The organism is Halovenus carboxidivorans (genome assembly GCF_009831575.1).
In the GTDB taxonomy this organism is placed as follows: Archaea; Halobacteriota; Halobacteria; order Halobacteriales; family Haloarculaceae; genus Halovenus; species Halovenus carboxidivorans.
In genome coordinates this window covers 860294-876241 of sequence record NZ_WUUT01000001.1, presented here as the reverse complement: position 1 = coordinate 876241, position 15948 = coordinate 860294, and the positions used below count along the sequence as shown (strand labels likewise).

Below are 15948 nucleotides of genomic sequence, written 5' to 3'. Positions count from 1 at the left end.
CGGCGCGAGATTAGAAGAGGTCGTCTAGCTGTTCGTTGTCGAACTCTTCGGTCGCGTCGCGGGATTCGGTCTCCTGATTGGCTTCGCGGGCGCGGTCCATGAACTCCTGGACGCGCTGTGAGCGCTCGACGCCGCCGAGCAGCACGAGCGCCGCGAGTCGGTCGCTGTCCAGCGGGAAGTCGCCGCCGCGGACCTGCAGCGACCCGGTCTCCTCTTCGATCCACTTCCGAGCGCGTTCGACGCCCTTCCGGGAGATGCGGTCCGGTTGGCCCGCGATGACCAGCAGGGCGGCTTCGGCGTCGACGGCGTTGGGGAGGCTCATGCCGGTGAGCAGGGACTTCCGGGCCAGGCTGGTAATGGTGTTGACGTTCTCGCTGGCGTCGGGTGCGGCCTCCGCGCTGGCGTAGCCCAGACTCGCGATACCGCCGTCTCTGAGCGTGTTGATGATCTCCGAGGAGTCGACGACGCTCTCCCCGACTCCCTCGACGATTTCGCCGGCGGCCAGCAGGAGTCCGACCCGCTGGGCGATCTGTTTGTTGATGTTCTCGAAGCCCTCCTGGACCGTCTCGTTGCTGGTCCGCCAGGCGTCGTTATCGATCAACAGCGCGGAGTCGGCCTCCCGGATGACGGTCTTGAGCGAGCGTCCGGCGTTGGCCTGGTACAGCGAGCCCTCGTTGCGGCCCGGCAGAATCCCGAGGACGTAGATCGGCACGTCGTAGACCCGGTTGAGTTCCTTTGCGAGTGCGGGCGCGCCGCCGCTGCCGGTGCCGCCGCCGAGACCGGCGACGATCATGACCGCCTCGGCGTCGGTCGCGATTCGCGCGTCGAGTTGATCCATCACTTCCGTCGCCTCGTCCTGCATGATCTCCGCGCCGAGTTCGTTGTCGCCGCCGACGCCGTGCCCTTTCACTCTGTCCTGTCCGATCAGCATCGTGTCGATATCGAGCGACTGCAAGTCGGCCTTCGCAGTGTTGACCGCGAAGGCGCCGCGGATGGCGTCGAATCCCATCTCGTGATCGAATTCGGCGAGCACCTGCGTGACCTTCCCGCCGGCCTGCCCGACACCAATCAGGACGACTTTCATGCTTGATACTGTTGGTAGGGCATCTAATAATCATTGGGTCATTGATTCGATTCCAGACAGTATTCGCTTGACCAACACTTTCGCGAGGGCGGCGAATCAGGGGGAACCGCGCCGGTGGAGATGGATTGATACGTGCCGCGGCCACAGCCAGTAGCATGGATCCCGAGAGCCTACGCAGCGAGATTCCCGCCTTCGAGGAGTGTACGTATCTCAACTGGGGTGCGAGCGGTCCGAGTCCGCGGACCGTCGTCGACGCCGCCGCGGAGTTCGAGCGGTACCACCAGTACGACAGCCCCGCCGACGAGGGGATGTACGAGGCCGCGGACGAGGCCACCGAGAGCGCCCGCGAGGCCGTCGCGGGACTGCTCGGGACACGGAGCCGAAACGTCGCGCTCACACAGAGTACCGCGGACGGGATCAACCACGTCGCGACGAGCATCGACTGGCAGCCCGGGGATGTCGTCGTCCGGACGGACACGGAACACAGCGCCGCTCGGCTCCCCTGGGAACGGATGGCCGAACTGCACGACATCGAGATCCGCGTCCTCGAAACGACGGCGGGTCGGCTCGATTTCGACGAGCTCAAAACGGCCGTCTCGGACGCTCGGCTGCTCTGTTTCAACTCCCCGACCTGGAACTACGGCACCCGCCAGCCGGTCGAGGAAATCGTCGACATCGCGCACGATGCCGGCGCGCGCGTGCTGGTCGATGCCGTACAGGCCCCGGGCCAGCAACCGGTTCCCGTCGAGCAGTGGGGCGCGGATTTCGTGGCCGGATCGGGCCACAAGTGGCTGCTCGGCGTCTGGGGCGCGGGCTTTCTGTACGTCAGCGACGACGCCTTAGACGCGCTCACACCGACGCGGATCGGCTACTACTCCGTCGAGGAGTACGACGCCGAAGATCCCGACTTTTACGACGACGCCCGGAAGTTCGACCTCGGGACGCGCTCGGTGGCGCCGTTTGTCGCCCTGGAGACGGCGATCGAGCGGCTCGAATCGGTCGGCGTCGACACCGTCGACCAGCGGATCAGCAGGCTCGCGGACCGGCTCAAAGACGGGTTGGGAGAGCGGTTGCTCTCGCCGCGCGATGCGAAAAGCGGGCTGGTCACGTTCTCGGCCGAAGACGCCGAAGCGACCGTCGAACGACTCGCAGCACGGGACATCCAGATCCGGTATCTCCCCGACCCGTACGCCTGTCGTGTCTCGGTACACGCGGTCAACACCGACGAGGACATCGACGAACTGCTCGACGCGCTCTGATCACTCGTCACCGACGGGACTGCGCCGCAGTTCGTCGATGAGGTCGTGGAGGTAGTTGAGTTCGGACTCGAGTTTCTCGCGGCGGTCGATCAGTTCGCTCAGTTCGTCGGTGTTCACCGAGTGGTCCTGCTGGAGCGCCGCCTCCAGGGAGTCGTTCGTCGCCTGGACGAGATAGCTCGCCGACTGCAACACCTCCTCGGGCGAGCCGCGGTACTCGTAGAGGTCGACGCCGCCGGAGTAGGCGGTGTAGGAGACCATCGGAACCTCCTCCTGAGAGTGGTAGGTCGTCGTCACGTCCAGCCCGGTCAGCGGGTTGTACCGGTCGCTGGCGACCTCCATCCGGACGAGGCTGAACGGTTCGGCCAGCGTGGGATAGGTGTCTGAGAGCTCTCTGAGCTTGTCGGCCGCCTCGCCGCCGAGCTGTGACTCGACATCGCCGAAGAACTTCTCGGAGCCGGTCAGCGAGAGCGCGACGGTGTAAAAAACCTGCTGGTTGTGCTCGGCGAACCGGCGGATCCGCTCGCGGAGCTGTTCGTGCTCCCCCTCGATGGACAGCTGTTCGAGTTCGTCCAGCAGTGCCAGCGTTCCGCGCTCGCGCTTCAGATACTCCTCGACCAGCGCGCCGGGCATGTCCTGGCTGTCCACGTCGTCCATACCTCCCTTTCAGGCTCCGGCCTCTCATATGTTTCCCGGCCACCGCTGGCTCGCGGTCGCGCACACTCGGCGGTCGAGGGACGGAGGCAGTCAGGCTGGCCGCTCTCGTCGGGTTGAAGTTGTGAGAGTCCAACGGGCTGGCATGTCGACACCAGCGGAGTGGGACGAGAGCCGCGTTCGACAGTTACACGACGACCTCACCGACCTCCACGAGGCCGTCGAGTCGACCAGCGCACACGGCGCCGAGGGCGATCCGGACCCGGGCGAGGGCGTCCGGCAACTCGTCACGACGATTCTCTCGCAGAACGTCGCAGACGAGAACACCCGTCGCGCCTCCGAGTCGCTGTTCGAGCGCTACGAGGACTTCGCCGCCATCGAGGCCGCCGATCAGGACGAACTGGCCGAGACGATTCGCGTCGCCGGCCTCCCGAACCAGAAGGCAGAGCGCATCCAGCGCGCGCTCGCGGCGGTCCGCGAGGAGACCGGCGGCGCCTACTCGCTGGCGTTTCTGGACGCCATGGACGCCGACAACGCGAAGGCGTGGCTGACGGACATCAAGGGAATCGGCCCGAAGACCGCAAGCGTCGTGCTGAACTTCACCTTCGGCAAGCCGACGATGGCCGTCGACACCCACGTCGAACGGGTGTCGAAGCGGTTCGGGCTGGTCCCCGAGTCGGCGAGCAACCAGCGCGCCCACGAGATTCTGGGCGCGGTCGTTCCCGACGAACTGACCTATCCGCTGCACGTCCTGTTGATCCGTCACGGCCGCAGCTACTGTTCCGCTCGCAACCCGGACTGTGCGAACCCGGTCTGTGAGACCTACTGCGACTGCGAGGGCTGTTGAGGCGGGGACGTATCCGTAGCCCGACTGTTAAGACGAACGGCTCCAATGGTCGTGTATGCGCGTTCTCGTTACCGGCGCGACGGGGTTCGTCGGCGGGCGACTCGTGGGGGAACTGCTCGACGCCGGCCACGAGGTCCGCGCGCTGGTCCGCGACCCGGGCCGCTACGACGCTCCCGAGGAGGTCGAGGTATATCAGGGAGACGTACTCGACCGAGGGAGTTTCGAGGACTCGCTGGCCGGTGTCGAGGCCGCTTACTATCTGATTCACTCGATGTACGCCGGCGAGGACTTCGAGGAGCGGGACCGACTCGCGGCCCGCAATTTCACGCGAGCGGCGAGCGAGGCGGGGGTCGGCCGCATCGTCTATCTCGGAGGGCTGGGCCAGACCGGCGATCAACTCTCGAAACACCTGCGCTCGCGTCGAGAAGTCGAGTTCATCCTCGGGGACGGAACGCCGGAGTTGACCACGCTCCGGGCCTCGATCATCGTCGGCGCGGGCAGCGTGAGCTTTCAGATCGTCACGCAACTGGTCAAGCGGCTCCCGGTGATGGTCGCGCCGCAGTGGGTCCGCACGGAGTGTCAGCCGATCGCCGTCTCCGATGCGCTGGCGTATCTCGTCGGCGTGCTCGACGTGCCGGAGACGGCGGGACAGACCTACGAAATCGGGGGGCCGAACGTGCTCACCTACGGGGAGATGCTCCGTCAGACCGCGCTGGCGATGGACCGGCGACCGCCGCCGATTGTGCCGGTGCCGGTGCTCACCCCGAAGCTCTCGTCGTACTGGGTCGGGCTGGTGAGCGACGTGGACTGGCGGGTCGCCCGGCCGCTGATCGACGGCCTGAAGAATCCGACTATCGTCACCGACGACAGCATCCGCGACCACGTCAGCCCGGAGCTGACGCCGTTCAGGGATGCCGTCAAACGAGCGCTCGCGGAGGAACAATGAGCTCGCCGTACAGCGATTCCTGGGTCTACGAGGGCATCGTCGGCGCGCTGCCGGGGATCGTCGTCAACCCCCGGGTCGCGCTGTTGTTGCAGTTCGTCCTCTTCGAGGCCGCAGTGCTCGTGCTCGCGGTGGTGTACGACCTTCCGGAAGCGGCGATTGCGGGGACGGTCGCGGTCGTCGTCGCGACGATCGGAAGCGCGGAGTTGATCCGCCTCGGCGATCAGGTCCGGGACGTCCCCGTTCCCGAGGCCTACCGTCGGCTGCTCTTTGGCTCGAACATCGAGGTCGTCCTCTCGGTGCTCGCGTACATCGCGCTGATTACCCATCTGTTCGTCTTCGATCCGGGGCAGGCGGAGACGCCGCTGCTGGACGCGTTGCTCGGTCCAGATCCGCCGGTGCTCGCGGTCTATCTGATGCTGTTGATCCTCTGGGATGTCTGTTACCGGATCGGGGCCGGATGGTGGGCGAGCGTGGCGGCGCTGTGGCGGACGGTCCGCTACGATTTCGACGCCGAGACCCGGCGGACGCTGCGACGGATCGACGGCGAGACCGCGCTGTTCGGGCTCGCACAGGCGGCGTTTCTCCCGTTTCTGGTCGGCCAGCCGGTGCTGTTCGTCGTCGTCGCCGGGCACATCGGCGCGGTCGTCGTCGTCACCGGCGCCTCGATTGTGTTGCTCTCCCGGTGAACCGGCAGTCCGGCGCGCCCAGAGACCGCGGCCGGGGAGCTGTCTCGGGGGGTTTATTGGCCGCCCGTCCATCCACTCACCCATGAGCGAGGCTGACAACGCGGGGGCCGGCCGCGAGGAGATCTGGCTCGAACAGTACCGGCCGGAGAGCTTCTCGGATATCGTCGGGCAGGAGTCGATCGTCGAACGGCTGGAGAGTTACGTCACGAGAGACGACATCCCGAATATGCTCTTTGCGGGGCCGGCGGGGGTCGGCAAAACCACCTCTGCCGTGGCGATCGCGAAGGAACTCTACGGCGCTGACTGGGAGGAGCATTTCCTGGAGTTGAACGCCTCGGACGAGCGCGGGATCGACGTGGTCCGAGACCGCATCAAGAGTTTCGCGCGGACCTCCTTCGGCGGCGTCAACTACCGGATCATCTTTCTCGACGAGGCCGACGCGCTGACCAGCGACGCCCAGTCGGCGCTGCGGCGGACGATGGAGCAGTTCTCGAACAACGTCCGGTTCATCCTCTCCTGTAACTACTCCTCGCAGATCATCGATCCGATACAGTCCCGCTGTACCGTCTTCCGGTTTTCGCCGCTGTCGGACGAAGCCATCGAACGGCAGGTGCGTCGGATTGCCGACGACCAGGAGATCGAACTGACCGACGACGGGATGGAGGCGCTGATCTACGTCGCTGGCGGAGACATGCGTGCGGCGATCAACGGGCTTCAGGCCGCGGCGGTCACCGGCGGCGTCGTCGACGAGGAAGCCGTCTTCGAGATCACCAGCACCGCCCGTCCCGAGGACATCGAGGAGATGGTGACGCTGGCGCTGGACGGCGATTTCACCGCCTCCCGGACCCAACTCGACCGGCTGTTGACCGAGGAGGGAATCGCTGGCGGGGACATCATCGACCAACTGCACCGCTCGGTCTGGGAGTTCGGACTCGACGACGAGGCGGCGGTGCGGGTGCTCGACCGGATCGGCGAGGCCGACTACCGGATCACGGAGGGCGCGAACGAGCGGATCCAACTGGAGGCGCTTCTGGCGTCGCTCGCCCTGGAGGACTGACATGGACGACGAACCGTTCATCCGGGAGGCGATCGACCTCGCCCGCGAGGCCGCAGACAACGGCAACACGCCGTTTGGCTCGCTGCTCGTGGTCGACGGCGAGGTGGTTCAGCGGTCGCGGAATACGACCGTGACGGAGTCGGACATCACGGCACATCCGGAACTCAAACTCGCGCGGTGGGCCGCACGCGAACTCGACACCGAGGAGCGCGAGGCGTGTACGATGTATACGAGCACGGAGCCGTGTGAGATGTGCGCCACAGCGATCCACTACGCCGGCTTGGGACGGGTCGTCTTCAGCGTCTCGACGACCGCGCTCTCGGAGCGACACGGGACCCCGCCCGGCTACACCTGTCGGGAACTGATCGAGGCGAAAGGCGGATCGACGGCCGTCGAGGGACCGATCCTCGAGGCCGAGGGGCTGGCGGTTCACGACGACAGTTCCTGACCGTCGGTCGCGGGCTACGAGCGCGTTGTCAGTCGGACGCGGACGTTCGGAACTGTTTTACCCGAACGCTCGCCAATTACGTTCCAACGAATGAGCGATCTTGAGGAGGAATACGAACTCGCGTATTTCGAGGACAACGGGTTTCACCGCCTGGAGTGCTCGGAGTGCGGGGCACGGTTCTGGACCCGCGACGAGACGCGGGACACCTGCGGTGAGCCGCCGTGTGATACCTACGGCTTCATCGACGATCCCGGCTTCGCCGAAGAGTACACCCTCGCGGAGATGCGGGAGGCGTATCTGTCCTTTTTCGAGGAGCACGGCCACACCCGTATCGACCCGTACCCGGTCGCGGCGAACCGCTGGCGCGACGACGTGCTGTTGACGCAGGCGTCGATCTACGACTTCCAGCCGCTGGTGACCAGCGGGGAGACGCCGCCGCCGGCGAATCCGCTGACGATCAGCCAGCCCTGCATCCGGATGCAGGACATCGACAACGTCGGCAAGACCGGACGGCACACGATGGCCTTCGAGATGATGGCCCACCACGCCTTCAACGCCCGCGAGGATGTCGAAGGCGAGTACGCCTACGAGGGGGAGGTGTACTGGAAGGACCAGACCGTCGAGTACTGCGATACGCTGCTCGAAGAACTGGGAGCGGATCTGGACGAGGTCACCTACATCGAGGACCCGTGGGTCGGCGGGGGCAACGCCGGCCCCGCCATCGAGGTCATCTACAAGGGGCTCGAACTGGCGACGCTCGTGTTCATGTCGATGGAGCGGGACGACGACGGCGAGTACCTGCTCAAGGACGGAAATCGGTACTCGAAGATGGACACCTACGTCGTCGACACCGGCTACGGCCTCGAGCGGTGGACCTGGATGAGCCAGGGGACGCCGACGGTCTACGAGGCCATCTACCCCGAGATGATCGACTTCCTGCGGGGCAACGCCGGCATCGAGTACACCGACGAGGAAGAACGGATCGTCCAGGACGCCGCCCGGCTCTCCGGGAACCTGGATATCGACGACGTGGACGACGTTGAGGCCGCCCGCGGCGACATCGCGGACGAACTGGGCGTCGATGTCGACCGACTCCGGGAGCTGGTCGAACCGCTGGAACAGATCTACGCCATCGCCGACCACTGCCGGACGCTCGCGTACATGCTCGGCGACGGGATCGTCCCCTCGAACGTCGGCACCGGCTATCTCGTGCGGATGGTGCTCCGCCGCACGAAGCGGCTGGTCGACACCGTCGGCGTGGACGCGCCGCTTGACGAACTGGTCGACATGCAGGCCGACCGACTCGGGTACGAGAACCGCGACACGATTCGCGACGTGGTCCGGACGGAAGTCGAGAAGTACCGCGAGACCCTCGACCGCGGCACCCGCCGCGTCGAGCAACTCGCCGAGGAGTACGCCCGCGAGGGCGAGCCGATCCCGACCGAGGAACTGATCGAGCTGTACGACTCACACGGCATCCAGCCCGATACCGTCGAGGAGATTGCCAGCGAGCACGAGGCCGACGTGGACGTACCTGATGACTTCTACTCGCTGGTGGCCGAACGCCACGGCCAGGAGGACGACGAGGAGGCCGACGACGGGGAGTTCGATCCCGCCGATTTTACCGACCTACCGGCGACCGAACGGCTGTACTACGAGGACCAGAACCGCATGGAGTTCGAGGCGGTCGTGCTGGACGTCTTCGAGCGCGAGGACGGCTACGACATCGTGCTCGACCAGACGATGTTCTACCCGGAGGGCGGTGGCCAACCGGCCGATCACGGGACGCTGTCGGCCGACGACGTGACCGCGGACGTCAGCGACGTTCAGCGGGTCGGCGACGTGATCGTCCATCGCGCGGACGCGGACCCGGGCAAAGGCGAGTTCGTCCGGGGGCAGGTGGACTCCCGGCGGCGCCGACAGCACATGCGGCATCACACGGCGACACATCTCGTCGGGCACGCTGCCCGGCAGATTCTCGGCGATCACATCCGCCAGGCGGGTGCCCAGAAGAGCACCGACAGCGCCCGGATCGACCTGAAACACTACGAGTCGGTCACCCGCGAGCAGGTCAAAGAGATCGAGCGCCTCGCAAACGAGTTCGTGATGGAGAACGTCCCCGTCGAGCAGGAGTGGATCGACCGCAACGAGGCCGAGGCCGAGTACGGCTTCGACATCTACCAGGGCGGAATTCCCGAAGGGGAGCAGATCCGGCTGATCCACGCCGAGTCGGACACCCAGGCCTGCGGCGGGACCCACGTCTCCCGGACCGGGGACGTCGGATCGATCAAGATTCTCGGGACGGAGCGGATTCAGGACGGCGTGATCCGGTTCACATACGCCGCCGGTGACGCGGCGGTCGAGGCGACCCAACAGACCGAGGACGCGCTGCTCGACGCCGCCGAGATTCTCGACGTGACGCCACAGGACGTCCCGGAGACGGCCGAACGCTTCTTCCGGGAGTGGAAAGAGCGAGGCAAACGCATCGACGAACTCAAAGAGGAACTGGCGTCGGCCCGCGCGGGCGGGTCCGGCGGCGGCGAAGAGGTCGACCTCGACGGGACGACGGCGGTGGTCCAGCGACTCGACGCCGACATGGACGAACTCCGAGCGACCGCGAACGCCCTAGTCGAGGACGGAAATGTCGCCGTGGTGGGGTCGGCCGCAGACGGCGCACAGTTCGTCGTCGCGGTGCCGGACGGCGTCGCGGTCGACGCCGGCGACGTGGTCGGAGAGCTCGCGAGTCGCGTCGGTGGCGGCGGCGGCGGGCCGCCGGATTTCGCACAGGGTGGCGGCCCCAACGGCGAGGATCTGGAGGCCGCGCTCGACGACGCGCCGGAGATCCTCAAACAGGTTCTGAACGCCTGATCTGTCGGGCTAACCACCGGATTTCTAGCGCTGAGACTCGTGGGCGTGTTGTTCGAGCGCACGGCGAGAGAGTGAGAAACGCAGGGCGCGTTCGAACGGCCGCGGATCGACACCCCCGAGGAGCGAAGCGCCGAGTAGCTACCCGACGAGAAGCGGTTCGAGACCGAGCGCGAGCCCGTAGAGACCGACGAGAAGACAGATGACGGCCAGAAGCGGCCAGCCGAGGTGGCTCTTGACGATGCGCCAGGCCGTGTCCCGCTCGGAGCCGTCGGAGATGACCAGCGGCGTGTTCCGACCACTGGTGAGCATCGCGTCCACCAGGTTCGACCCCCACTCGCCGGCCGGCGCGCGCTCGACCGTGCCGTAGACGTGTACCTGCTCGTCGATGTCGAGACGCCGCTCGATGAACCGCTGTTTGTTGCCGAAGTTGAGTTCGGTGATGCCGAGATCCAGCGTGCTGTCCTGATGCTCCACGTCTTCGGACTCGCTTATGTACCGGGCGATCCGTGCCGGCGGTTCGTCGCCGGGGGAGAGTTCCAGCGTCTCGGAGGTGAGGTGCAGTTCGGCGTCGGCGTCGTCGATCTGGACCGCCCCCGTCTCGTCCTCGACGAGAAACCGGACGGAGGCGCGCCCCTCGTCGAGCGTGCTCCAGTGGCTGTGCTGCCCGCTGCTTTTGTACTCCTGGACCTCGTACTCGTAGGCGAGACAGACGGTGCCGGTGAACGGCGCCTCGACGCCCTTCTCGTCGCCTCGTGCAGTCCCCTCCACCTCGGCCGGGCCGTCGTGATAGACGAGATCCTGAACCGCGAGCGGGTCGTTCCGGAAGATTGCGATCGCGGGACCGAACTCCTGTTTTGACTTGACCAGCGCCCCGACGGCAATCAGCATCGACACCAGACCCCCGCCGAGCGCGAGCCCCGACCCGGAGAAGACGAACTCGCTCATGAGAGAAACCACCGGACGAAGCAGTGTAAGTCATACTGTCGTTCTCTCTGCGAGAGACGACCGGATGGAGGTCCCCCGAGCAACAGGTTCATTCACGCGGCGGGAGAGAGTGCGGGTATGCAACGGCGCGAAGTCCTGTTAGTCGACGCGTTCGCCGACGAGCCAACCGGCGGCCGACCGGTCGCTGTCGATCCCACCGGGTCGATGTCCGCGAGCCAGCGGGGCCGGGCGGCGGGCGAGTTCGGAACGAGCGGTGTCGTCTCGCTCGACGGCGAGACAATCGAGTACGCCGACTGGGACGGCGCGCAGGCCGTCGTCGCCGCGGCGACCGCCGGGGCCGCCGGCCTCTACAACCGCGGCGCGCTCGAACCCGGTGCGTACGAACTCGCCGTCGCAGGCGAGACCGATCCCGCCGGCCCGTTCGGGGTCGAACTCGACAAACACGGGACGGTGACGGTCGACGTCCCGACGGCGACGCCGGAGTTTCCGGCCGTCGATACCGACTGGATCGCGGACGCGATCGGAGTCGACGTCGCGGCGCTGGAAGATGTCGGGGCGGACCTCCCGATCGCGCGGGTGGGCTCCTTCGGCGGGACGCTGCTGGTGGCGGTCAACTTCCTCGAACACCTCTCGGGGGCGACGCCCGACACGGGGACGGTCGCGCATCTGCTCGACGACGCCGACGCGAGCCGGCTCGTCGCCTTCACGTTCGACACGCTCGCGGCGGAGACGGACGTACACGCACGGGTGTTCGACCCGGAGGCGCGGGGCTGCGAGCGAGGGGCCAGCGGCGTCGGCGTGGCCGCCTGCACGGCACACCTCGCGGATCACGCCGTCTTCGACGGCGAACGCGACGAGATCGCCGTCGAGTCCGGGCTGTTTCTCGACCGCCCCTCGACGGTGCGGGCGACCGTCGAGCGGGAGCCAAGCGTCGGCGGAACCGCGTTGACGAGTCTCGACGGGAGCCTCGCGGTCCCGGAAGACGACGACGACGGGATCATCGAGGTGTGATCCCCGCTCAACCCCCGGTTAGACGGGCCTGCGTGTCACAAACCGGTCAGTATTCGGCAGTGGTTCAGAAGCTTCATTACCTTTGTCGCTGATGCTACGAGCACGTACATGGCTGTACTCTGGCTGGACGACATCCGGGGAGATGACCTGGAAACCGTCGGCGGGAAAGCGGCATCGCTCGGGGAGATGACCTCCGCGGGGCTGCCCGTCCCGCCCGCGTTCGTCGTGACGGCGGATACGTACCGCTCATTTATCGAGGCAACCGGCATCGACGACGAGCTGTTCGAACTCGTCGACATCGAGACCGAGGACTCGGCGGCGCTGGCGGAGGCAGCCGACGCCGCACAGGAACTGATCCGCGAGACGCCGATGCCCGAGGAACTTCACGAGGAGATCCTGGGCGCTTACGACGAGCTCGGCGACGAGGTGCCCGTCGCGGTCCGTTCCTCCGCGACCGCGGAAGACCTGCCAGACGCCTCCTTCGCCGGCCAGCAGGAGACGTTTCTCAACGTCACCGGCGAGGATCTGGTCGACAAGGTCCGGGAGTGCTGGGCGTCGCTGTTCACCCAGCGCGCGCTCTACTACCGCCAGGAACAGGGCTTCGCCGAGGAAGTCGTCGACATCGCGGTCGTGGTCCAGCAGATGGTCGACGCCGACAAAAGCGGCGTCATGTTCACGAGCCACCCCTCGACAGGTGCGCCGGTCGTCACCATCGAGGCCGCGTGGGGACTGGGCGAGGCGGTCGTCTCCGGTGCCGTGACGCCGGACAACTACGTCGTCGACCGCAACACCGGCGAGATCCAGGACAAGACCGTCGCGGAGAAGAAGGTGATGCACGTCCGTGACGGCGAGACCGGCGAGACGGTCGAACGGGAGGTGCCCGCCGAGAAGCAGACCGAGCAGGTGCTCTCGGCGGCCGAGCTCGAACAGCTCCGCGAGACCGGCGAGATGATCGAGGAGTACTACGGCGAACCGCAGGACGTGGAGTGGGCGATCTACGACGGCGAACTCTACCTGTTGCAGTCCCGCCCGATCACGACCATCAGCGAGGGTGCCACCGAGGGCGGCGTCGCCGACGGCGGGGCGGCCGCGGCACAGACGACTGACGACGGCGGCGGCGTCGTCTCCGGTCTCGGCGCGACGCCCGGACGCGCCTCCGGCGAGGCGAAGATCATCGAGAATCTCGACCAGCTGGACAAGATCGGGGAAGGCGATATCATCGTCGCGGAGATGACCACGCCCGACATGGTGCCGGCGATGAAACGCGCCGCCGGCATCGTCACGGACGAAGGTGGGACCACCTCCCACGCCGCTATCGTCTCCCGAGAACTCGGCGTGCCGGCGGTCGTCGGGGCGGAAACAGCCACCCGACAGCTCGAAGACGGCCAGTATATCACGATCGACGGCGAGAAAGGCAGCGTCGAACCCGGTGCCGACGAGACGGCAGACCACGACGCCGTCGAGGAGGTCAGACCGGACACCCCGGTCAAGCCGATGACCGCGACGCGGGTGAAGGTCAACGTCTCCATCCCGAACGCCGCCGAGCGGGCCGCGGCGACCGGCGCGGACGGCGTCGGGTTGCTGCGCATCGAGCACATGATCCTCTCGCTGGGCAAGACACCCGAGCGGTACATCGAGGACAACGGCACGGAGGCGTACATCGACCAGATCGTCGAGGGCGTCCGGACGGTCGCCGAGGAGTTCTACCCCCGTCCGGTACGCGCCCGCACACTGGACGCGCCGACCGACGAGTTCCGCCAACTCGACGGCGGCGAGGACGAACCGGAAGAGCACAACCCCATGCTCGGCTACCGCGGGATCCGGCGTAGCCTCGACCGGCCGGAGGTGTTCAAATACGAACTCGAAGCCTTCCGGAAACTGTACGCGATGGGCTACGACAACGTCGAGATCATGCTGCCGCTGGTCAACGACAGCGAGGACGTGCTCCGGGCGAAGCGACTGATGGAGGAGGTCGGCATCGACACCGAAAAGCGCTCCTGGGGTGTGATGGTCGAGACGCCCGCCGCCGCGCTCGGCATCGAGGAGATGGCCGAGACGGGCATCGACTTCGCCAGTTTCGGGACGAACGATCTCACGCAGTACACCCTCGCAGTCGACCGGAACAACGAGAACGTCGCCGACCGCTACGACGCGATGCACCCCTCGATCCTCGAACTGATCAGCCAGACGATCGAGACCTGCCGCGAGCACGACATCGAGACGAGCATCTGCGGACAGGCCGGCTCTGATACCGAGATGGTTCGGTTCCTCGTCAACGAGGGCGTCACCTCGATCAGCGCCAACATCGACGCCGTCCGGGACGTGCAACACGAGGTCAAGCGCGTCGAGCAGCGACTCCTGCTCGATTCGGTGCGGTAGAGAAGCTACTCGTACTCGTAGAAGCCCTTGCCCGTCTTCTTGCCGAGGTCGCCCGCTTCGACTTTCCGCTTGAGCAGGTAGGCCGGCTTGTATCGATCACCGAGTTCCTCGTACAGCGTCTCGCTCGCGTTCAGGACGATATCCAAACCGATGTGGTCCGCGAGTTCGAGCGGCCCCATCGGGACGTTCGTCCCGAGTTTCAGTCCCGTGTCCAGGTCGCCTTTGCTGGCGACGCCCTCGTCGTAGGCGCGGATCCCCTCGTTGATCCAGGGCATCAGCACCCGGTTGACGACGAACCCCGGCTTGTCCTCGGCCTCCCAGGTGGTCTTGTCCAGATCCTCGGCGAAGTCGTGGGCCAACTGGACGACCGCCTCGTCGGTCTGTTCGCCGACGACGACTTCGACACCCTCCATGATCGGAACGGGATTCATGAAGTGCAGGCCGACGACCAGTTCGGGACGGTCGGTGGCGGCGGCGATGCTGGTGATCGAGAGCGTGCTCGTGTTCGTCGCCAGCACCACGTCGTCGTCGAGGATCGTATCCAGTTCCTCGAAGACCTCCTGTTTGACGCCCATCTCCTCAAGCACGGCCTCGACGACCAGATCTGCCCGTGCGATGTCCGGCAGGTCGGTCGTGCCGGTGATGCGGTCGAGGGTGTCCTCCGCGGCCGTCTCGTCGATTTCGCCGCGGGAGACGAGGTCGTCGAGACTGAACTCGATAGTTTCGAGACCGTTCTCGACGTACTCCTGTTCGATGTCCCGAATCACCACGTCGTAGCCGGACATCGCCGCGACCTGTGCGATTCCGCTCCCCATGTTGCCGGCTCCGACGACGCCGACGGTGTCGATTGCGTCCAGTTCGCGCATGTGCCGAGATGTGGTTGCGAGCAGTGTAAGTCTGGGGGGCCGACCCACGGTGGCTGTGGTGAGTAAAGCATTTACGCCAACTGTCCGCACCAACGAGTACAGATGCGACCTATCGACGATTCACCGCTCACACGGGATGGCAAGGTGCTCATTCTGGCGTACGATCACGGACTCGAACACGGGCCGGTCGACTTCGAGGCAGTGCCGGAGAGCGCGGATCCGGAACACGTCTTCGAGGTCGCGACACACCCGGCGGTCACCAGCCTCGCGGTCCAGAAGGGCGTCGCCGAGGCGTACTATCCGGACTACGCCGAGGACGTGACCCTGCTGGCGAAACTGAACGGCACGTCGAACCTCTGGATGGGCGAACCCGATTCGGCCGTGAACTGGTCGGTCGAGTACGCCGACGAGATCGGTGCGGACTCCATCGGGTTCACGCTGTACGGCGGCTCCAATCACGAGATCGAGATGGCCGAGGAGTTCCGCGACGCCCACGAGGCCGCTCGCGAGCGCGACATGCCGGTCGTCATGTGGTCCTATCCGCGCGGCCAGGGGCTGAAAAACGACAAGAAACCCGGCACTATCGCCTACGCCGCCCGACAGGCGCTGGAACTCGGTGCCGACGTTGCCAAGGTGAAATACCCCGGGAGTCCCGAAGCGATGGAGGAGGTCGTCGAGATGGCGGGGCGGACGAAGGTCATCATGTCCGGTGGCTCGAAGACCAGCGACCGGGAGTTCCTCGAGACCGTCAAGGCCGCGATGGACGCCGGCGCGTCCGGGCTGGCGGTGGGTCGCAACGTCTTCCAGCGAGAGAACCCCGAAGCGATCCTCGACGGCCTCGAAGAGATCATCTTCGAGGAGAGTTCCGTCGAGACGGCACTGGCCGCGACGGAACAGTAGC

General features: G+C 66.2%; 14 protein-coding genes. 10 read left to right on the top strand and 4 right to left on the bottom strand.

From position 1 onward, the window contains the following. Positions 1–10: 10 nt before the first annotated feature. On the bottom strand, positions 11–1084 hold the full coding sequence (locus GRX03_RS04370; RefSeq protein ID WP_159762936.1) for a tubulin/FtsZ family protein: 1074 nt from the start codon (positions 1082–1084) through the stop codon (positions 11–13). A 155-nt stretch (positions 1085–1239) separates the two neighbouring features. Between GRX03_RS04370 and GRX03_RS04365 the strand changes: the two genes are divergently transcribed. Further along, positions 1240–2343, top strand: a complete 1104-nt coding sequence (locus tag GRX03_RS04365; RefSeq protein WP_159762935.1) for an aminotransferase class V-fold PLP-dependent enzyme — start codon at positions 1240–1242, stop codon at positions 2341–2343. Here GRX03_RS04365 and GRX03_RS04360 read toward each other — a convergent pair whose 3' ends face one another. Further along, positions 2344–2997, bottom strand: a complete 654-nt coding sequence (locus GRX03_RS04360) for a hypothetical protein (RefSeq protein WP_159762934.1) — start codon at positions 2995–2997, stop codon at positions 2344–2346. Positions 2998–3139: 142 nt separating this feature from the next. Here GRX03_RS04360 and GRX03_RS04355 point away from each other — a divergent pair, with 142 nt between their 5' ends. The 6 genes from GRX03_RS04355 (at position 3140) to alaS (ending at position 9846) form a co-directional block, all read left to right on the top strand. After that, the gene (locus GRX03_RS04355) at positions 3140–3841 is read left to right on the top strand and encodes an endonuclease III domain-containing protein (RefSeq protein WP_159762933.1); all 702 of its coding nucleotides are present in this window, start codon (positions 3140–3142) and stop codon (positions 3839–3841) included. Positions 3842–3896: 55 nt separating this feature from the next. Continuing rightward, positions 3897–4787, top strand: coding sequence for an NAD(P)H-binding protein (locus GRX03_RS04350; protein WP_159762932.1), 891 nt, complete (start codon positions 3897–3899; stop codon positions 4785–4787). Continuing rightward, entirely contained in the window at positions 4784–5473 is a 690-nt protein-coding gene (locus GRX03_RS04345) for a DUF7530 family protein (protein WP_159762931.1), read from the top strand. Before GRX03_RS04350 ends, GRX03_RS04345 begins: the two co-directional genes overlap by 4 nt. Positions 5474–5555: 82 nt before the next feature. Further along, complete coding sequence (locus tag GRX03_RS04340) at positions 5556–6530, top strand: replication factor C small subunit (RefSeq protein ID WP_159762930.1); 975 nt, start codon at positions 5556–5558, stop codon at positions 6528–6530. Between the two features lies 1 nt (position 6531). Beyond that, a complete protein-coding gene (locus tag GRX03_RS04335) occupies positions 6532–6978 on the top strand; it encodes a nucleoside deaminase (RefSeq protein ID WP_159762929.1) in 447 nt (148 codons plus the stop codon). Positions 6979–7068: 90 nt separating this feature from the next. After that, positions 7069–9846 carry an alanine--tRNA ligase gene (gene alaS, locus GRX03_RS04330; protein ID WP_159762928.1) on the top strand — a complete coding sequence of 926 codons (2778 nt, stop codon included), beginning with the start codon at positions 7069–7071 and terminating at the stop codon, positions 9844–9846. A gap of 138 nt (positions 9847–9984) precedes the next feature. Here alaS and GRX03_RS04325 read toward each other — a convergent pair whose 3' ends face one another. After that, positions 9985–10791 carry a GIDE domain-containing protein gene (locus tag GRX03_RS04325; protein WP_159762927.1) on the bottom strand — a complete coding sequence of 269 codons (807 nt, stop codon included), beginning with the start codon at positions 10789–10791 and terminating at the stop codon, positions 9985–9987. Positions 10792–10908: 117 nt separating this feature from the next. On the opposite strand from GRX03_RS04325, the gene GRX03_RS04320 reads away from it, so the two are divergent. Further along, entirely contained in the window at positions 10909–11802 is an 894-nt protein-coding gene (locus GRX03_RS04320; RefSeq protein WP_159762926.1) for a PhzF family phenazine biosynthesis protein, read from the top strand. 108 nt (positions 11803–11910) lie between these two features. Continuing rightward, positions 11911–14181 (top strand): phosphoenolpyruvate synthase, encoded by a 2271-nt coding sequence (gene ppsA, locus GRX03_RS04315; RefSeq protein ID WP_159762925.1) that lies wholly within the window; start codon positions 11911–11913, stop codon positions 14179–14181. A 5-nt stretch (positions 14182–14186) separates the two neighbouring features. Here the strand turns inward: ppsA and GRX03_RS04310 are convergent, their stop codons facing one another. Next, the gene (locus GRX03_RS04310; RefSeq protein WP_159762924.1) at positions 14187–15047 is read right to left on the bottom strand and encodes a 3-hydroxyacyl-CoA dehydrogenase family protein; all 861 of its coding nucleotides are present in this window, start codon (positions 15045–15047) and stop codon (positions 14187–14189) included. A 102-nt stretch (positions 15048–15149) separates the two neighbouring features. On the opposite strand from GRX03_RS04310, the gene GRX03_RS04305 reads away from it, so the two are divergent. After that, positions 15150–15947, top strand: coding sequence for a class I fructose-bisphosphate aldolase (locus GRX03_RS04305; protein WP_159762923.1), 798 nt, complete (start codon positions 15150–15152; stop codon positions 15945–15947). Position 15948: the final 1 nt, after the last annotated feature.